The organism is Roseomonas marmotae, from assembly GCF_017654485.1.
Classification (GTDB): Bacteria; Pseudomonadota; Alphaproteobacteria; order Acetobacterales; family Acetobacteraceae; genus Pseudoroseomonas; species Pseudoroseomonas marmotae.
On the sequence record NZ_CP061091.1, the window covers coordinates 1,722,903 to 1,741,648 of the forward strand.

An 18,746-nucleotide genomic window follows, 5' to 3' on the forward strand; every position below is an offset into this window, starting at 1 on the left:
GCTGGCCTCAGAAGATCCAGTTGAGGCTACGCTTCACGAAGCCGGGGCGGTCGCCCTGCGCCGGCGCGGCGCCCTCCACCAGCAGGGCATAGGAGTCCTGGTACCAGCTGTTGCCGGGATAGTTGTGGCCCAGCACGCTGGCGGTCTTCCGGGCCTCATCCACCAGCCCGAGGGAGAGGTAGATCTCGGTCAGGCGGTGCAGCGCCTCGGGGACATGGTTGGTGGTCTGATACTGATCCACCACGCGGCGGAAGCGCCCGATGGCGGCCTGCGGCAATCCGCGCGCCTGGTAGAAGCGGCCGACCTCCATCTCCTGCCCCGCCAGATGGTCGCGGGCCAGGTCCATCTTCAGCGAGGCGTCACGCGCGTAGGAAGTGTCGGGGAAGCGGTTCACGACTTCCTGCAACTGCGCCAGAGCCAGCTCGGTGCCCTTCTGGTCCCGCTGCGAATCGACGATCTGCTCGTAGTAGCAGAGCGAGCGCAGGTAATAGGCATAGGCGATATCGCGATGCCCGGGATGCAGCTGGATGAAGCGGTTCAGCCCGCCGATGGCCTCGGTGTAGCGGTTCCGCTGGTAGTCGGAATAGGCCGACATCAGCGTGGCGCTGGTGGCCCAGGTGGAATAGGGGTGCTCCCGTTCCACCGTGTCGAAAAGGCCCTGGGCATCGGCGTAGCGCTCCTGCCGCAGGGCATCCATCCCGGCGGCATAGAGGGCATCGGGCGACTCGGCCGAGAGATCGGCGCGGGGTGCCAGGGAATCGTCCTTGCCATTCCACTGCGAGCAGGCGCCAAGCCAGAGCGGCGCGGCCAGCAGCAGGGTGAGGCGAAGGGAGTGGTGGAGACGGGTGCGCATCGCGGTGGCTCTATACCACGCCGCGCGGTGCGGCGACCAGGGGGCGGTCAGGCAGCCACCGTCTCCCGCAGGGCCGGCTGGCTGACCGAAAGGGCCAAGGCATCATTCTGCTCCCAGCGCCAGGCGGCAGGATCAGCCAGCAGGGCGCGCAGCAGGCGGTTGTTCAGCGCGTGGCCGGAACGCTCGCCCCGGAAGCGACCCCGCAGCGGCGCGCCGGCCATGGCCAGGTCACCCACCACGTCCAGCAGCTTGTGCCGCACGAATTCGTCACTGTGGCGGAGCCCGCCGGGGTTCAGCACGGTCGTGCCGTCTACCACCACCGCATTGGACAGGCTGCCGCCCAACGCCAGGCCGGCGGCGCGCAGGCGCTCGATATCCGCGGCCAGGGTGAAGGTGCGGGCATCGGCCAGCAGGGCGCGGAAGGCATTCTCCGTCACCAGGGTCGCCATGGTCTGGCGGCCGATGGCGGTGCCGGCGAAGTCGATGGCCAGCTGGGCCTCCAGGCCCGGGGTGGGGTTGGGGGAAAGCTCGGCCCAGGCCGCGCCGGGACCCTCGCCATCCTGGACCCGGACGGTCTTCAGCACTTCGATCCGGCTGCGGGCTTCCAGGCTCTCCACCGTGCCGGCGCAGTCGATCAGGAAGAGGAATGGCGCGGCCGAGCCGTCCATGATCGGCACTTCCGGCCCATTCAGCTCGATCAAGACGTCGTCGATGCCGCAGGCGGACAGGGCCGCCATCACATGCTCGACCGTGCCGACGCGCACCTCGGGCCGCCCCGGCATCACCAGCGCGGTGCAGAGGCGGGTATCGCCCACCCAGTCATACCGTGCGGGAAGGTCAAGGCCGAGGTCGGTGCGGCGGAAGACGATTCCATGGCCGGAGGGGGCGGGGCGAAGGGTCAGGCTGACGCGCTGGCCGGAGTGAAGGCCGATGCCCACGCAGCCGATCGGCGCCTTCAGCGTCTTCCGCCGCCCGGTCTGAACTGTCAGGGAGCCGTCCATTACTTGCCTCTGATCCTCCGTCGCCCATGGGCAGCCGGTCTGGAATGCTGCGGGCAGCGCCTTAAATGGCACTGCTGCGGCGGTGCGGCGAGTCAAGCCTTGTTACCGCGTATTTCCAGATAAGCCATTGATATGACGCCGTTGGTGCAATGCAAAAAGGCCCCCATGTGGCATGGGGGCCTTTGAGCTTTGTCGCAGTGCGTCGCGGCTTAGTTGCTCTGGCGGCGCAGGAAGGTCGGGATATCCAGGCCGTTCATGTCCTCCGGCTGGGGCTGGGCCGGGGGCTGCGCGGCCGGCTGCGGCGCGGCGGCACGGGGTGCCGGAGCGGGCGGAGTCGTATCGCCCTCGGCGCCGAGGTTGCGGCGCATCAGGCCCGTGGCCTTGCGGAACAGGCTGAAGCCGCTGCTGGTCGACGCCGGCGGCACGGAGCTGGGTGCGGGCGCGGCCACGGGGCGATTCGCCGTCGGGGCGGCGCGCAGCTGCGGATCGGCCTGGCCGGCGATGCTGGCCGGCGTGTCCTCCGGGGAGGGCGCCTCATAGCCATAATGCGCCTGGCTTTCCGCGAAGCCCGCCGGGGCGGCCGGCGGCTGGGCGGAAGCGGTGCTGGGCGCCATGCCGGCCGGGCGGCGCGGCGCGCCCGCCATCGGGCCCACGCGCAGCGGGCCGGCCATCGAGGCCGCGGTCTGCGGCACGGCGGCGCGGGGTGCCACGGGCGCGCCCATCACGCCGCGCGGCTGGCCCTGCTGCGGCATGGCCGTGTTGGACATGGCGTTCGCCGGCCCGGCGCCGCCACCCATGGCCACCAGCTTCGGCCGCTCGGCCTGCTGGTCCTGCACGGCGTCTATGCCGGTGGCGACCACCGAGACACGGATGCGGCCATTCATGTCCTCATCGACCGAGGAGCCGAAGATGATGTTGGCATCCTCGTCCACTTCGCTGCGGATGCGGTTGGCCGCGGCATCCACCTCGAACAGCGTCATGTCGTAGCCGCCGGTGATGTTGATCAGCACGCCCTTGGCGCCGAGCATGGAGGTATCCTCCAGCAGCGGGTTGCTGATCGCGGCTTCGGCCGCCTTCACCGCGCGGTCCTCGCCCTCGCCCTCGCCGGTGCCCATCATCGCCTTGCCCATCTCCGCCATCACGGTGCGGATATCGGCGAAGTCGAGGTTCACCAGGCCGGGGTTGACCATCAGGTCCGTCACGCCGCGCACGCCCATGTAAAGCACGTCGTCGGCCATCTTGAAGGCTTCGGCGAAGGTGGTGCGCTCATTCGCCTTGCGGAAGAGATTCTGGTTCGGGATGACGATCAGCGTGTCCACGTAGGACTGCAGGTCATCCAGGCCGGCTTCCGCCGCGCGGCGGCGCTTCGGGCCTTCGAAGTCGAAGGGCTTCGTCACGACGCCCAGAGTCAGGATGCCACGCTCGCGCGCCATGCGCGCGATGACCGGCGCCGCGCCGGTGCCCGTGCCGCCGCCCATGCCGCAGGTGATGAACACCATGTGCATGCCTTCGAGGTGACGGGCCAGATCCTCCGTCGCCTCCTCTGCCGCGGCGCGGCCGATCTCCGGCTTCGCGCCGGCGCCCAGGCCTTGCGTCAGATGCGGGCCCAGTTGCACGCGGCGTTCAGCGCGGCTGTGCACCAGCGCCTGCGCGTCGGTATTCGCCACCAGGAACTCGACGCCGTCGAGGCCCATGGCGATCATGTTGTTGACGGCGTTGCAGCCCGCGCCGCCAACGCCGACGACGGTGATTCTTGGACTGAAATCCGTGTGCTGCTGGCGCGGGATGGTCAGGTTCAGCGTCATGACAGCAACTCTCCTTGGGCGTGACCAGCGGCGTTGATCGGGCGGCGAATCGGCGTGTGTGCAGATTGCATCAGACGCGGTCCCGAAGCCAGTTGACGAAACGAATAAATCGACCGCTGCCGCGTTCCGGACCGGGGTCCAGATCGAGCAGAGGGCGTCCTTCGCCGGCACCCCAGTGCAGTAGCCCCAGGGTTGTGGCGAAATCAGGGCCCATCGCGGATTCCGGAAGCCCTTGAACAGGCTGTGGTCGGCCGATCCGCACGGGTTTATCGAGCACGCGCGCGGCCAATTGCTGCACGCCGACCAGCTGACTTGCGCCGCCGGTCAAAACAACGCGCGCACCGGCCTCGCTGTCCAGCAACGCGCCTTCCAGCCGGTCACGCACCAGCTCCAACGTCTCTTCCAGGCGCGGGTTTATGATGCTGACCATCGCGGCGCGGGAAACCTGCACCAGCTGATCCTCATCCTCGCCCACCTGCGGGACGGAGAGCATTTCCTTCAGGTCGTTGCCGCCATCCAGGCAGCTGCCATGAAGGGTTTTCATCCGTTCAGCATGACTCACCGGCGTGGCGAGCCCGCGCGCGAGGTCGTTGGTGACCTGCCACCCACCCACCGGCAGCTGCGCGGTATGCATCAGGTGGCCGTCGCCATAGACGGCGACGCCCGTGGTGCCGCCGCCCATGTCGATGACGGTGGCGCCCAGCTGCTTCTCGTCATCCACCAGCACGGCCAGGGCGGCGGCGAAAGGCGCGCTGACCAGCTCCTCCACCTCCAGGTCGCAGCCGGCGAGGCAGAGACCAAGATTACGCAGCGCGGCGGATGAGGCATCGACCAGATGCAGCCGCGCGCCCAGCGTCTCACAGATCATGCCGCGCGGATCTTCGACGCCCGGCGTGGAATCGATGGTGAAGCCGAGCGTGGTGGCATGCACCGTCTCGCGCCCTTCCTCCATGGAACGGCGGCGGCCTTCACTGAGCACGGCGCGCAGATCGGCTTCCGTCACCGCGCGCCCGCCGATCGGCCACTGGATGTTCATCAGCCGTGAGGCAGGCTGTCCGCAGGAGAGGTTGACGATGGCGCCCGAGAGCTTGAGATCCGCCATCTCCTCCGCCTGCGCGACGGCGGCGCGGATGGAATGCTCGGCTTCCTGCAGGTCGACGATATTGCCGCCCTTCACGCCACGGGAACGTTGCCATCCATAGCCCAGCACGCGTGGGCGGCCGTCATTCTCCACTTTCCCGATCAGGCAGACGACCTTGGAGCTGCCGATATCCAGCACGCCATAGGGACCGCTGCGCGCGCGCTTGCGCTTCAGCAGCGGCGCCGTCTCGGTGGCAAGGCGGGGCAGGCGGTTCATCCTCGTCCCCGTCCACGGCTCTGGTTGCTTGCCGGCTGCTCGGGCCGCGGGTGCTGGCGCACCACCAGCCGGTCAGGCAGGCGCATGTCGATGCTGACCACCGGGCGGTCCAGCAACGCCTGCGACTTCTGCAATTCCGCCAGCCGCGTGATGGCCGCGGCCTCATGCCCCTCTGGCAGCAGGATATCGGTGCCGTTGTGCAACCGCAGGTTCCAGCGGCGCTGGCTGACATAGATCAGCGCCTGAACGCGGGCCCGCACATCGGGCGCCTGCTTCAACTCGTCAAAGACGGCGGCGCCGTGCTTGTGCGCGCCTTCGCCGACCAGCAGCGGCAGCGGACCGAAGGCATCCAGCGTATCGGCGGAAACGACGCGCCCGTCGCGGTCCACCACGGCGAAATCATTGTTGCGCTGCCAGATGGCGAAGGGCCGCCGCTCATGCAACTCCACCGTGATGTCGCCGGAGAGGTTGCGCTGCACCTCCGCGCGCTCGATCCAGGCGATGCTCTCCAGCCGCTGCCGCGCGGCCTCGGGCGAGAAGGCCAGCAGCGGGTCGCCGTTGCGGACGCCGATAGCGGCGCTGATCAGCTCCTTCGGCGTGTTCTGCTGGCCGCGCACGACGATCTTCTGCACCACCAAGCCGGCCTGCGCGCCGATCTCCGCCACGCCCTCGTTCAACCAGGAGAAGCGGCCGGCCGGCTCCAGCGCGGCGAAGGCCACGCCACAGGCGCCGGCAGCGGCCAGCGTGCCGAGGCCGATCAGCGCCGGGCGCAGCAGCGGGCGGCGGCGGCGCAGCCAGAGCCGCAGGCTGCTGGGGCGCTGCGGCACGGGCGGGCGGGGGCGCGCGCCCTCGGAGGCCAGGCGGCTGCGCGGGGGCGCGCGCATGGAGACGGGGTCATGGACCATGGCGGGCTTCCTGCACCATCCAGGCGCAAAGATCCGAAAAGCCGATGCCGCGGTAAGCGGCCTGCTCGGGCACCAGGCTCGTGCGGGTCATGCCGGGCTGGGTATTCACCTCCAGCAACACCACGCGGCCCGAGGCCTCGTCGTACCGCAGGTCGGAGCGCGAGACGCCGCGGCAGCCCAGCGCCTCATGCGCCGAGCGCGCGATCCGCATCGCCTCCTGCGCCACCGTCTCCGGCACCTGCGCGGGGATGGTGTGCTGGCTGCCGCCGGCAGCGTATTTGGCCTCGTAGTCGTAGAAGATATGGCCGGTGCCGATCTCCGTCACCGCCAACGGCTCATCGCCCATCACGGCGACCGTCAGCTCGCGCCCGGGGATGTATTCCTCGGCCATGATCTGCGGGCCGAAGGACCAGCGGCGGGCGATATCGGCGCGGCGGTTATCGCCCTCGCGCAGGATCTCGACACCGACGGAGGACCCCTCGTTCACCGGCTTCACCACATAGGGGCGGGGCAGGGGATCGGCCGTTTCCAGCTCCTCCGGCGAGACGATGCGGTGCGCGGCCAGCGGCAGTCCGGCGGCGGCGAAGACCGCCTTGGCCGCATGCTTGTCCATGGCGACGGAGGAGGCGCGCACGCCGGAATGCGTATAGGGCAGCTTCAGCCAGTCCAGCACGCCCTGGATGCAGCCATCCTCGCCGAAGGGGCCATGCAGGGCGTTGAAGACGACATCCGGCCGCGCTTCCTGCAAGGCCGCGATCAGCGCCGGCAGGTCACGCGTCACCTCGATCGGCAGCACCTCGAACCCGGCATCGCGCAGGGCCGAGACCACCTGCGCCCCGGTGGCCAGGGACACCTCGCGCTCGGAGGAGAAGCCGCCTTGCAGGACCGCGACGCGGTGGGTCATGACAGCGCCTCCCCGATACGCTTGATCTCCCATTCCAGCGTGATGCCGGACATGGCGCGCACCTTCTCCCGCACCTCCTCGCCCAGCCCTTCCAGATCGGCGGCGGTGGCGTCGCCGAGGTTCAGGAGGAAGTTGCAATGCTTCTCCGACACCTGCGCGCCGCCGCGCCTCAGGCCACGGCAGCCGGCGGCATCGATCAGCGCCCAGGCCTTGCGGCCCGGCGGGTTCTTGAAGGTGGAGCCACCGGTGCGGGCGCGCACGGGCTGCGTCTCCTCCCGCGCCGCGCGGATGGCGCGCATCTGCGCGGCGATGGCATCCCGATCGCCGGGGCGCGCATGGAAGCGCGCGCGCACCACCACGCCGCCTTCGGGCAGGCTGGCGCGGCGATAGGCGAAGCCCAGCTCCGCGGCGGAGAGGCGCAGGAGGCCCCCGGGCGTCGCGATCTCGGCCCAGTCCAGCACGTCCTTCACCTCGGCCTCATAGGCGCCGGCATTCATCGCCACCGCGCCGCCGATGCTGCCGGGGATGCCGGAGAGGAAGGCCAGTCCATCCAGCCCGGCTTCCGCCGCGTGCTCGGCCACCGTAGCGTCCAGCGCGGCGGCGCCGGCAATGATGCCATCGGCTTCCACCACGATATCGGTGAAGCCGCGGGCCAGCTTCACCACGATGCCGCGCAGCCCGCCATCCCGCACCAGCAGGTTGGAGGCCGCGCCGATCACCGTCAGCGGCATGTCCCGGGGCCTGTCGCGCAGCAGCAGCAGCAGATCATCCACATCGGCGGGACGCACCAGCCATCCGGCGGGGCCGCCGACGCGGAACCAGGTGGTGGCGGCCAGCGGCGCATCCTGCTGCACGCGGCCGCGCAGCGGGGGAAGGGTGGCGCTTTCCGTCATGCCGGGCCTCACCGCTTCCCCCCGGCGACGCGCGCGCGGGGCTGCAGCGCCGTCAGCTTCTCCGGCAGTTCCGCCGCCCAGTTGGTGATATTACCGGCACCCAGGCAGACCACGTAGTCGCCGGGCTTGGCGATGGCGCTGATCATCTCCGGCAGGCTGTCCGGCCCGGGCAGCGGCACCACGCTGCGGTGGCCGTGGCTGCGCAGCCCGTCCACCAGCGCGTCGCGGTCGAAGCCCTCGATCTTCTGCTCGCCGGCCGCATAGACATCCGCCACGATCACCGTGCCGGCGTCGTTCATGCACTGGCAGAAATCCTCGAAGAGCTGCTTCAGGCGGGAATAGCGGTGCGGCTGCACCACCGCGATCACGTCGCGCGCGCCGGCCTGCCGCGCCGCCTTCAGCACCGCCGCGATCTCCACGGGGTGGTGGCCGTAGTCGTCGACGATCTGGATGCCGTTGACCTCGCCCACGCGGGTGAAGCGGCGCTTCACGCCCTTGAAGCCGGCGAGCGCGGAGCGGATCGTCCCCTCGTCGATATCCATCTCGATGCCGACGGCGATGGCGGCCAGGGCGTTCTGCACGTTGTGCTGGCCCAGCATGGGCAGGCGCATCGGCTTCAACTGGCGGGTGCGGCCGGTGGCGCGGTCATGCACCGTCACCTCGAAGGTCGCGCCCATCCGGTCGGTGATCAGGCGCTCGGCCCGCACATCGGCCTGCTGGCTGAAGCCATAGGTGATCAGCCGGCGGTCGATGCTGGGGATCATCGCCTGCACGTTCGGGTGGTCGGCGCAGAGCACGGCGAAGCCGTAGAAGGGGATGTTGCTGACGAACTGGGCATAGCCCTGCTTCATCGCCTCCTCGGTGCCCCAGTGGTCCAGGTGCTCCGGGTCCATGTTGGTGACGACGGCGGCGACGGCGGGCAGGCGCAGGAAGGAGCCGTCGCTCTCATCCGCCTCCACCACCATCCACTCGCCCTCGCCCAGGCGGGTATTGGTGCCATAGGCATTGATGATGCCGCCGTTGATCACGGTCGGGTCCAGCTTCGCCGCCTCCAGCACCGTGGCGACCAGCGAGGTGGTGGTGGTCTTGCCATGGGTGCCGCCGATGGCGATGCCCCATTTCAGACGCATCAGCTCCGCCAGCATCTCCGCGCGGCGCACCACGGGAATGAGGCGGGTGCGGGCGGCCACCACCTCGGGGTTGTCACGCTTCACGGCGGTGGAGGTGACGATGACCTGCGCTGCGCCGAGATTGGCGGCGTCATGGCCGATCATGACGTTGATGCCGGCCTCGCGCAGCCGGTCGATGTTGTAGCCCTCGGCGATGTCGCTGCCCTGGACGGTGTAGCCGAGGTTGTGCAGCACCTCGGCGATGCCGGACATGCCGATGCCGCCGATGCCGACGAAGTGGATGGGCCCGATATTCAGCGGCAGCGCACGCATGACCAATTATTCCTGAAAGCCGCGCGCCGTGGCGCGGGAGAGCACGAGATCGGCGAGGGTAGCGGCCGCCTGCGGCGCGGCGAGGCCGGCGGCGGCGGCGGCGGCACGGGCCAGCGCATCCGGCGTCTCCAGCAGATCCGTCAGGGCCGCGGCAAGGCTGGCGGGGGTGAAGTCGCGCTGCGGTACCACGCGGGCGGCACCCGCATCGGCCAGGGCGCGGGCATTGGCGGCCTGATGGTCGTCGATGGCGCCGGGCAGGGGCACCAGCAGGCTGGGGCGCCCGGCGCAGGCCAGTTCCGCCACCGTGGAGGCGCCGGCGCGCGCGATCACCAGATGCGCGGTGGAATAGAGCCCGGCCACGTCGCCGAAGAAGGGCGAAAGCTCGGCCGGGACATGCAGCTCGTCATAGGCGGCGCGGACGCGCGGCAGGTCTTCCATGCGGCATTGCTGCACGATGGAAAGGCGCTGGCGCAGCGCGGGCGACAGCTCGGCCACCGCCGCGGGCACGATATCGGAGAAGACGCGGGCGCCCAGGCTGCCGCCCAGCACCAGCAGCCGCACCGAGCCCTGCGGCTGGATGAAGCCCTGGCCTGCCATTGCGGCGATGGCCGGGCGCACCGGATTGCCCACCGTCTCCCGCCGCGCGCCGTCCGGCATGCGCTGGGTCTGGGCGAAGGCCAGGGCCAGCAGGTCGGCGCTGCGGGAGAGCAGGCGGTTGGCGCGGCCGAGGACGGCATTCTGCTCGTGCAGGATGGTGGCCGGGCGGGTCTTGACGGAGATCATGCGCGCCGCGAGCAGCGGCGGCACCGAGGGATAGCCGCCGAAGCCCACCACCGCGCGCGGCTGCAGTCGCAGCAGCAGCCCGCGCGCCTGTAGGGTGCCGGCCAGCAGCGCCATCGCGCCCCTGGCGGCGCGCGTCACGCCGCGCCCGGCCAGCCCCGCGCCCTGCAGCACGAAACGCTCGACATCCGCGAAGACGGCGCTGCGGTAGTCGGCGCTGCGGGCATCGGTCATCAGCGCGACACGGTGGCCACGGCGCAGCAATTCCGCCGCCAGCGCCTCGGCGGGGAAGAAATGTCCGCCGGTGCCCCCGGCGGCGATGACGATCGGGCGGTTCATTCCTCGTCCTGCGCGGCGCGGGAGATTCGCCGGCGCGTCAGCGCCAGCAGCATGCCCATGCCCACCGCCACGGCGATGACCGAGGAGCCGCCATAGGAGACGAAGGGCAGCGTCATGCCCTTCGTCGGGATCAGGTGCAGGGTGGAGGCCATGTTGACGAAGGCCTGCAGCCCGAACTGCGTCAGCAGCCCGGTGGCGCCGAGGATGATGAACATGTCGCGCTCGCCCAGAAGCCGCAGCAGCCCGCGCAGCACGATGAAGCCGAAGAGGGCCAGGATCAGCAGGCAGATCATCATGCCGAATTCCTCGCCCGCCACGGCATAGACGAAGTCGGCATGGGCATCCGGCAGCATGGCCTTCAGCCGGCCCTCGCCGGGCCCGACGCCCAGGAAGCCGCCATGGCCGAAGGCCTCCATGGCCACCGTGACCTGGTAGGTGTCGCCCGAGGCGGGGTCGAGGAAGCGGTCCAGGCGGTCGCGGAAGTGGGGCATGGTGAAATAGGCGCCGACCGCGCCCAGCACGCCGGCCAGGGCGCAGCCCGCCACCAGAACGATATTGATGCCGACGACGAAAAGCTGGGCGCAGAACACCGCGGCCACCACCATCAGCATGCCCATGTCCGGCTGCTTCGCCAGCGTGCCGATGATCAGGAAGAAGAGCAGGCCCGCCGCGGCATAGGCGCGCCAGCCATAGGTCTTGCCCTCGGCCAGCAGCCAGGCGGCGACGACGGCGAAGCAGGGCTTCATGAATTCGGAGGGCTGAATGGTCAGGCCCGGCAGATGCAGCCAGCGCCGCGCGCCCTTGATCTCCACGCCGACGGAAAGGGTGGCCATGGTCATCAGCAGCGCGCCGATACAGCCGAGCAGTGCCAGGCGCCGCACCAGCTTCACCGGCAGCACCGAAACCGAAACCATGACCATGGCCGCGGCGCCCAGGAAGAAGACCTGCTTCAGGATGAACATGTCGCGCGAGGAAGCGCCGATGCGCTCCGCCACGCCCGGAGATGCCGCCAGCAGCATGACATAGCCGAAGCCCACCAGCGACAGCAGCGCCGCCAGGGTCCAGCGGTCCACCGTCCACCACCAGCGGCCGAGAACGGAAGTGTCTGCGCGGGAGAAGGCCATCACACAGTTTCCATCATGCTGGCGACCTGCGCGCGGAAGGCATCGCCCCGTGCGTCGAAACCGCTGAACTGGTCGAAGCTGGCGCAGGCCGGGGAGAGCAGCACCACATCCGTGCCGCTGCGGCGCGCGGAGGCCAGGGCGGCGGGTACCGCGGCCTCCAGCGTGCCGGCGACCTCATGCGAAACGCCATGGGCGGAGAGGGTGGCGGCGAAATCCTCCGCCGCCTCGCCGATCAGCACGGCATGGGCGATGCGCGGGAACAGCGGCGCCAGCGGCGCGATGCCGCCCGCCTTGGGCACGCCGCCCGCGATCAGCACCACGCGGTCGTAGCTGGCCAGCGCGCGTTCCGTACTGTCGGCATTGGTTGCCTTGCTGTCATTGACGAAGGCGATACCGCTGATCGTGCCCACCGCTTCCTGCCGGTGCGGCAGGCCGGGGAAACCACCGATGCCGGCGGCGATGTCTTCCCGCGTCAGGCCGAAATGCAGCGCCACGGCGGCGGCGGCGGCGGCGTTCTGCGCGTTATGGCTGCCGGGCAGGGCGCGGGCGATGCCGAGATCGGCGATCGGCCCGTCATCGTCGCGCAGGATGCGGCCTTCGGCCCAGACGCCGCCGGGCTGGCGGGTGGTGCCGGAGATTCGCGTGGCCTTGCCGGCGCGGCCAGCGGTGAAATGGGCGCCCCATTCGTCATCCATGCCGACCACGGCGAGGCTCGTGCGGTCCTGCCGGTCGAAGACATGCATCTTGGCGGCGGCATAGCCATCCATGCCGCCATGCCGGTCCAGATGATCCGGCGAAAGGTTCAGCTGCACTGCGATGTCGAAACGCAGGCTTTGCATCCGTTCCAGCATATAGCTGGACATTTCCAGGACATAGATGCCGCTGTCGCCCAGCAGCGGCAGGCCCAGCGCGGCGGGGCCGAGGTTACCGCCCACCGCCACTTCGTGCCCGGCGCGGGCCAGCAGGTGGTGGATCAGCGCCGTGGTGGTGGACTTGCCGTTGGTGCCGGTGATGCCGACGAAGCGCGCCGCGCTGCCGCTGGCCCGCACGGCGCGGAAGAGCAGCTCTGCATCGCAGATCACCGGCACGCCGGTCCTGGCCGCCGCCGCCGCCGCCGGATGCGCGCGCGGCAGCAGATGCGGGATGCCGGGGGAGAGCAGCAGGGCGTCGAAGTCGAAGCGCGCCACTTTGGACGGATCGCCCACCGGCAGGCCGGCGGCGCGGGCGGCCTCACGCGCCGCCTCGCCATCGTCCCAGCACAGGATCTCCGCGCCCCATTCCACCAGCCGGCGCGCGGACGGCAGCCCGGCGCGGCCGAGGCCCACCACGGCGAAACGCTGTCCGGCGAAGGGAAGGAAGGGGGCGGTGCTCATCAGCGGATCTTCAGCGTGGAGAGGCCGACGAGCGCCAGGACCATCGCGATGATCCAGAAGCGGATGACGATGGTGGGCTCGGCCCAGCCCTTCTTCTCGAAATGGTGGTGCAGCGGCGCCATCAGGAAGACGCGGCGGCCGGTGCGCTTGTACCAGAAGACCTGGATGATGACGGAGACCGTCTCCACCACGAAAAGACCGCCGACGATGGCCAGCACGATCTCATGCTTGGTGGCGACTGCCACGGCACCCAGCGCGCCACCCAGAGCGAGCGAGCCGGTATCGCCCATGAAGACGGCGGCCGGCGGGGCGTTGAACCACAGGAAGCCAAGGCCCGCGCCGATCAGCGCGGAGAGGAAGACCGCCAGCTCCGCCGTGCCGGGCACGCCGTTGAGCTGCAGGTAGTCGGCGAAGACGCGGTTGCCGACGAGATAGGCGATCAGCCCGAAGACGGCGGCGGCCAGCAGCACCGGCACGGTGGCCAGCCCATCCAGCCCGTCCGTCAGGTTCACGGCATTGGAGGCGCCCATCATCACCAGCATCGCCACCACCGGGAAGAACAGGCTGAAGTTCAGCATCGCGTCCTTCAGGAAGGGGAAGCTGAGCTTGAAGGCCAGATGGCCCGGCAGCATGGAGGTGATCCAGACCGCCGCGACCAGCCCGATGCCTGCCTGCACCACCAGCTTCATGGTGCCGGAGACGCCCTTGGTGTTGCGCTTCGTGACCTTCAGCCAGTCGTCCCAGAAGCCCAGCGCGCCATAGCCCAGCGTCACCAGCAGCACGGCCCAGACGAAGCCGTTGCGCAGGTCGGCCCAGAGCAGCGTGGCCGGCACCAGCCCGGCCAGCATCAGCACGCCGCCCATGGTGGGCGTGCCCTTCTTGGTCAGCAGGTGGCCTTCCGGGCCGTCGGCGCGGATGGGCTGGCCGCCGTTCTGGAAGCTGCGCAGCCAGCCGATGATGGCATTGCCGAAGAACAGGCTGATGAACAGCGCCGTCATGCAGGCCGCGCCGGACCGGAAGGTGACGTAGCGGAACAGGTTGAAGAGGATGAAGCCCTCGGAGAACGGCGAGAGCAGAGTATAGATCACAGATGCGCCCCTTCGGACTTCAGGGCGCCGACCACCGCCGCCATGCGGGTGCCGAGCGAGCCTTTAACCAACACAACATCGCCCGGACGCACGGCCGCCCGCACCAGCGGGGCGAGTTCCTCGCTGGTGGGGGCATGGCCGCCGCGGAGGGCATTTGGCAGGTGGTCGTATAGACCACGCATCAGGGGGCCGCAGCAAAAGACGAGGTCGGCATTGGCCACCACATCGGGCAGCAGACCTTCGTGCAGCGCAGGGCCGAAATCGCCAAGCTCCCGCATGTCGCCCAGCACGGCGATGCGCCGGGCGGCCTCCTGCGTGCCCAGCACCGCCAGGGCCGCGCGCATGGCGGGGGGCTGGCCGTTATAGCTTTCATCCAGCAGCAGCGCCTCGCCGCCCGGCAGGGGCAGGGCGACGCGGGCGCCGCGGCCGGCGCCAGGGCGGAAGCTGCCCAGGGCCTCGGCGAAGCGAGCGGGATCCGCGCCCAGGGCCGCGCCGGCGGCGAGCGCCGCCAGGGCATTGACCACTAGGTGCCGCCCCGGCGCGCCGATGGAGAGCGTCAGCCGTTGCCCATGCAGCATGATATCGGCGGTGGAGGAAAGGGGGCCGCAATCGGCGGAGATCAGCCGGGCCTCGGCCGAGGCGTCCTCGCCGAAGCCGGTGACGCTGGCGCCTGCGGCACGGGCGCGTCCGGCCAGCATGGGGAAGAAGTCGCTGTCGCGCGGCAGCACGGCGACGCCGCCGGCGGAAAGCCCATCCAGGATATCCGCCTTCTCCGCCGCGATCTCCTCCAGCGAGCCGAGATGGCCGATATGGGCGGCACCGATCTGGGTGATGACCACCACATGCGGCCGCGCCAGCCGGGCCAGGGGCGCGATCTCGCCCCGGTGGTTCATGCCGATCTCCAGCACGCCATAGGCGCTCTCGCGCGGCATGCGGGCGAGCGTCAGCGGCAGGCCCCAGTGGTTGTTGTAGCTGGCCACGGCGGCATGGGTGGCGCCGAAGGCCGCAAGCCCGTGCCGCAGCATGTCCTTGGTGGTGGTCTTGCCGACGCTGCCGGTGATGGCGGCGATGCGCGCGGTACTCCGCGCCCGCCCGGCGGCACCCAGCGCGGCGAGGCCGGCGAGCGTGTCGCCCACCCGCAGCAGCGGCCCGCCCTCCACGTCGCGGTCCACCATGGCGGCGGCGGCGCCATTGGCGAAGGCGGCGGGGACGAAGTCATGCCCGTCCCGCGCATCGCGCAGCGCAACGAAAAGGTCGCCCGGCTGCACAGCGCGGCTGTCGATGGCCACGCCGCTCACGGCGGGCTCACCCTCCAGCGTGCCGCCGGTGGCGGTGCGCAGCTCGGCGGCGGTCCAGAGCGCGCTCACGCCGCCTGACCCAGGATCCGGCGCACCATCTCCACATCGTCGAAGGGCAGGGTGGTGGTGCCGATGGTCTGGCCGCTCTCATGGCCCTTGCCGGCCACGGCCAGAACATCGCCCGGCGCCAGTCCCTCGATGGCATGGGCGATGGCGGCGGCGCGGTCGCCGACCTCCTCGCCATGGTTCATGCCCGCGCGGACGGCGGCGCGGATGGCGGCGGGGTCCTCGGTGCGCGGGTTGTCATCGGTCACGATGGCGCGGTCGGCGAGGCGGGAAGCCACCTCGCCCATCAGCGGCCGCTTGCCCGGGTCACGGTCGCCGCCGGCGCCGAAGACCACATGCAGCCGGCCAGCGGCATGCGGGCGCAGCGCCTTGAGCAGCCGCTCCAGCGCATCCGGGGTATGGGCGTAGTCGACATAGACGGCCGCGCCATTGGGCAGGCGCGCGGCCAGTTCCATCCGTCCGCGCACGCCGGTCAGCCGCGGCAGCAGCGCCAGCACCTGGTCGGCCGGCAGGCCGGTGGCCATCGCCAGGGCGGCGGCCATCATCACGTTATCGGCCTGGAAGCGGCCGGGCAGCGGCAGGGCGATCCCGGCCCGGTGGCCGAAGGCGTCCAGTTCCAGAAACTGCCCTTCGGGCCGGGCTTCCTGGCGCAGCAGGCGGATGGCCCCGCCATCCTCACCCACCGTATGCAGGCGCAGGCCCCGTCGCGCGGCGATCTCCCGCAGGCCCGCCAGCACACCCTCCTCCAGCTCGCTGCTGGCGACGGCGGTGGTGCCGGGCTCCAGCAGCGTGTCGAAGAGGCGCAGCTTGGCGGCGGCGTAGCCCGCCATGTCGCCGTGATAGTCCAGATGGTCCCGCGTGAGGTTGCTGAAGCCGGCGGCGGCGATCCGCAGCCCGTCCAGCCGCCGCTGCTCCAGGCCGTGGGAGGAGGCCTCCAGCGCCGTATGCGTCACACCCCCCCGCGCGAGCTGCGCCATGGTCTCGTGCAGCTTCACCGGGTCGGGGGTGGTGAGGGAGGGTGTCTCGGGGAAGTCCGGCGCCTTCAGGCCCAGCGTGCCGAGGGAGGCGGCGCGCTTGCCGGCCAGCTCCCAGATCTGCCGCAGGAAATCGACCGTGCTGGTCTTGCCGTTGGTGCCGGTGACGGTGACCACGATGCCGGGCTGGGTGCCGTAGAAGCCGGCGGCCAGCTGCGCCAGGGCGCGGCGGGCATCGGTGGAGGTCAGCATCGGGCGCGGCGGCACGCCGGCGGGCCAGTCCGTGCCCTCGGGTGCCAGCACGGCGCCCGCGCCGCGCGCCACGGCATCGGCGATGAAGGCGCGGCCGTCAGACCGCACGCCCGGCAGGGCGGCGAAGAGGTAGCCGGGCTGCACCGCCCGGCTATCGGCGGTCAGCCCGAGGATATCGGGCAGGGCACCGGCGGCCGGCTGGCGGAGGGAAGGCGCATGGCTCATGAGATCATCGAGGCGCAAGGCTTGAACCCGCGCCGGCCGGAATGGTGGTGGAGGTCAGGCGCAGCGGCACGGGCGGCGGCAGGCTGCCGGGCACGGGGGCCAGGGGCAAGGCGCGCGGTGCCGGGGGCTGAAGCGCCTGCGCCGGGGCGGCGGGCTGCCGCGCGGGCGGTGCCGGACGCGGTGCGGGGGCGGGCGGGCGCGTGCTACTGGCGGGAGAGACCGCGGCACTGGCGGGCGTATTGGCCGCCGAGGGCCTGCCCGGGGCGGAGGGCGCGCCGCGCGGTTGCAGCGGGATGCTGGTGGCCGCCAGCAGGGCCGGGTTGTTCGGGTCCTCTGGCACCAGCCCCAGCACCGGGGCGATGCGGCTGACCACGGTATGCGCCGCCGGCGCCGCCACCCAGCCGGCCGTGGCATAGCCATGCGACCGCGCATTGGCCTGCGGGTTGTCGATCATCACATAGAGGGCATAGCGCGGCGCATGCATCGGGAAGGCACCCACCAGCGCCGCGATGCGCTGGTTCATCAGGTAGCCGCCGCGCGGACCGGTTTTCTGCGCCGTGCCGGTCTTGCCACCCAGGAAGTAGCCGGGCACCTCGGCCGACCTCGCGGAGCCGTCGGTGACCACGAGCCGCATCAGCTTGCGCATCGTGGCGCTGGTCTGCTCGCTGACGACGCGCCGGCCCGGCCGCTCGGTGCCCGGCGGCTGCGCCAGCAGCGTCGGCTCACGCAGGATGCCCCCGTTGGCGAGTGCGGAGATGCCGGTGACGACATGCATCGGCGTCACGCTGATGCCATGGCCGTAGGAGATCGTGACCATGTTGATCTCCTTCCAGGAACTGGCCGGAGGCACCAGCGGCAGCGCGCGCTCCGGCACCTCCAGGGGGACGCGGGAGAGCATGCCGATGTTCTTCAGGAACTCCCGCTGCCGCTCCGGCCCGAAGCCCATCGCCATATGCGCGGCGCCGAGGTTGGAGGAATAGGCCATGACCTCCGGGAAGCTCAGCCAGCGGTTCTTGCCCTTGTAGTCGGTGATGGTGAAGCGGCCGTAGCGCAGCGGCCTGCTGGCATCGTAGCGGCTGCTATAGGCATTGCCCGTGCCGTATTCGAGCGCCGCCGCCGCCGTCAGCAGCTTGAAGGTCGAACCCGGCTCATAGACTCCCACCGTGGCGCGGTTGAAGCGTTGGTCGGCGGTGGCCTCGCCGATGTCGTTGGCGTCGTAATCCGGCAGGCTGACCATGCCGAGCACTTCGGCGGTGTTGATGTCCAGCACCACCCCGGCACCGCCGATGCCATTGAAGTCCGAGATGGCCCGATGCACCGCGTCGCGCAGCGCCAGCTGCACGCGCACGTCGAGGGACAGGCGCAGCGGCTTGTTCAGCTCCGTCCGCAGCCGGTCGTCGAAGCTCCGCTCGATGCCAGAGAGTCCCTTGCCGTCCACATCGACATTGCCGAGCAGATGCACGGCCGCGCGCCCCTGCGGATAGTAGCGGCGCTCCGCATATTCGAAATCGACGCCGGCGATGCCAAGATTGATGATCCCCTGCTGCTCGCGCGGCGTCAGGCTGCGGGTGACATAGACGAAGCCGCGATCGCCGGAGAGCCGTTCGATCAGCCTCTCGCGGTCCAGCTGCGGCAGCACGCTGCGGAGCTTGTCCGCCACCTGCGCCGGGTTGGCGATGACGCGCGGATTGGCGGTCAGCGCCGTGATCGGCAGCGACATCGCCAGCACCTCGCCATTGCGGTCGGTGATGGGCGCGCGGCTGGCCGGGTGTTCGGAGGGCGGCGCAACAGCGCGCAGCGCGGCCTGCAGCCGCACCGGCTCGGCCGGGTTCAGCAGCGTCGCATGGGTCAGTTTCAGCGCCACCGCCAGGAACAGCGCGCCGAAGCCGAGCGATGCCACCACCAGCCGCCCCCGGCTCTTCTCCAGTTGCGTGCGGCGCAGCAGGTCCGGCTGGCTGATATGCACATTGGTTGGGCGATGCGGCCGGCGCGAACCGGCGGCTGCCCCCTCCTGCGGCAATACCGCCGGCTGGCGCAGATGCCCCTGGCCACGGAGAGGCACCGAAT

At 70.6% G+C, this 18,746-nt stretch carries 15 protein-coding genes; all 15 read right to left on the bottom strand.

Annotated elements, in window-relative coordinates; translation table 11 throughout:
* Positions 1 to 7 precede the first annotated feature (7 nt).
* The 15 genes from IAI58_RS08140 to IAI58_RS08210 all read right to left on the bottom strand — a co-directional run bounded on the left by IAI58_RS08140 (position 8) and on the right by IAI58_RS08210 (position 18,741).
* Positions 8 to 853: an outer membrane protein assembly factor BamD gene (locus IAI58_RS08140; protein ID WP_207446610.1), complete on the bottom strand. Its 846-nt coding sequence runs from the start codon at positions 851 to 853 to the stop codon at positions 8 to 10.
* Positions 854 to 900: 47 nt separating this feature from the next.
* Entirely contained in the window at positions 901 to 1,854 is a 954-nt protein-coding gene (gene lpxC, locus IAI58_RS08145; RefSeq protein ID WP_207446608.1) for a UDP-3-O-acyl-N-acetylglucosamine deacetylase, read from the bottom strand.
* Between the two features lie 209 nt (positions 1,855 to 2,063).
* Entirely contained in the window at positions 2,064 to 3,659 is a 1,596-nt protein-coding gene (gene ftsZ / locus IAI58_RS08150) for a cell division protein FtsZ (RefSeq protein WP_207446606.1), read from the bottom strand.
* A gap of 70 nt (positions 3,660 to 3,729) precedes the next feature.
* The gene (gene ftsA, locus IAI58_RS08155) at positions 3,730 to 5,016 is read right to left on the bottom strand and encodes a cell division protein FtsA (RefSeq protein ID WP_207446604.1); all 1,287 of its coding nucleotides are present in this window, start codon (positions 5,014 to 5,016) and stop codon (positions 3,730 to 3,732) included.
* Positions 5,013 to 5,921, bottom strand: coding sequence for a cell division protein FtsQ/DivIB (locus IAI58_RS08160; RefSeq protein ID WP_237182352.1), 909 nt, complete (start codon positions 5,919 to 5,921; stop codon positions 5,013 to 5,015). The genes ftsA and IAI58_RS08160 overlap by 4 nt, the downstream gene beginning before the upstream one ends.
* The gene (locus IAI58_RS08165; RefSeq protein WP_207446603.1) at positions 5,911 to 6,825 is read right to left on the bottom strand and encodes a D-alanine--D-alanine ligase; all 915 of its coding nucleotides are present in this window, start codon (positions 6,823 to 6,825) and stop codon (positions 5,911 to 5,913) included. The genes IAI58_RS08160 and IAI58_RS08165 overlap by 11 nt, the downstream gene beginning before the upstream one ends.
* Positions 6,822 to 7,718 carry a UDP-N-acetylmuramate dehydrogenase gene (murB, locus tag IAI58_RS08170; protein WP_207446602.1) on the bottom strand — a complete coding sequence of 299 codons (897 nt, stop codon included), beginning with the start codon at positions 7,716 to 7,718 and terminating at the stop codon, positions 6,822 to 6,824. Before murB ends, IAI58_RS08165 begins: the two co-directional genes overlap by 4 nt.
* 8 nt (positions 7,719 to 7,726) lie before the next feature.
* The gene (gene murC / locus IAI58_RS08175) at positions 7,727 to 9,160 is read right to left on the bottom strand and encodes a UDP-N-acetylmuramate--L-alanine ligase (RefSeq protein ID WP_207446601.1); all 1,434 of its coding nucleotides are present in this window, start codon (positions 9,158 to 9,160) and stop codon (positions 7,727 to 7,729) included.
* Between the two features lie 6 nt (positions 9,161 to 9,166).
* Positions 9,167 to 10,279: an undecaprenyldiphospho-muramoylpentapeptide beta-N-acetylglucosaminyltransferase gene (murG, locus tag IAI58_RS08180; protein ID WP_207446600.1), complete on the bottom strand. Its 1,113-nt coding sequence runs from the start codon at positions 10,277 to 10,279 to the stop codon at positions 9,167 to 9,169.
* On the bottom strand, positions 10,276 to 11,406 hold the full coding sequence (locus IAI58_RS08185; RefSeq protein WP_456315962.1) for an FtsW/RodA/SpoVE family cell cycle protein: 1,131 nt from the start codon (positions 11,404 to 11,406) through the stop codon (positions 10,276 to 10,278). Before IAI58_RS08185 ends, murG begins: the two co-directional genes overlap by 4 nt.
* On the bottom strand, positions 11,403 to 12,776 hold the full coding sequence (gene murD, locus IAI58_RS08190) for a UDP-N-acetylmuramoyl-L-alanine--D-glutamate ligase (RefSeq protein ID WP_207446598.1): 1,374 nt from the start codon (positions 12,774 to 12,776) through the stop codon (positions 11,403 to 11,405). Before murD ends, IAI58_RS08185 begins: the two co-directional genes overlap by 4 nt.
* Complete coding sequence (mraY, locus tag IAI58_RS08195; protein ID WP_207446597.1) at positions 12,776 to 13,864, bottom strand: phospho-N-acetylmuramoyl-pentapeptide-transferase; 1,089 nt, start codon at positions 13,862 to 13,864, stop codon at positions 12,776 to 12,778. The genes murD and mraY overlap by 1 nt, the downstream gene beginning before the upstream one ends.
* Entirely contained in the window at positions 13,861 to 15,231 is a 1,371-nt protein-coding gene (locus IAI58_RS08200) for a UDP-N-acetylmuramoyl-tripeptide--D-alanyl-D-alanine ligase (protein ID WP_207446595.1), read from the bottom strand. The genes mraY and IAI58_RS08200 overlap by 4 nt, the downstream gene beginning before the upstream one ends.
* Positions 15,228 to 16,679: a UDP-N-acetylmuramoyl-L-alanyl-D-glutamate--2,6-diaminopimelate ligase gene (locus IAI58_RS08205; protein ID WP_207446593.1), complete on the bottom strand. Its 1,452-nt coding sequence runs from the start codon at positions 16,677 to 16,679 to the stop codon at positions 15,228 to 15,230. Before IAI58_RS08205 ends, IAI58_RS08200 begins: the two co-directional genes overlap by 4 nt.
* Positions 16,680 to 16,683: 4 nt before the next feature.
* Positions 16,684 to 18,741 carry a peptidoglycan D,D-transpeptidase FtsI family protein gene (locus IAI58_RS08210; RefSeq protein WP_208776054.1) on the bottom strand — a complete coding sequence of 686 codons (2,058 nt, stop codon included), beginning with the start codon at positions 18,739 to 18,741 and terminating at the stop codon, positions 16,684 to 16,686.
* Between the last annotated feature and the right edge of the window lie 5 nt (positions 18,742 to 18,746).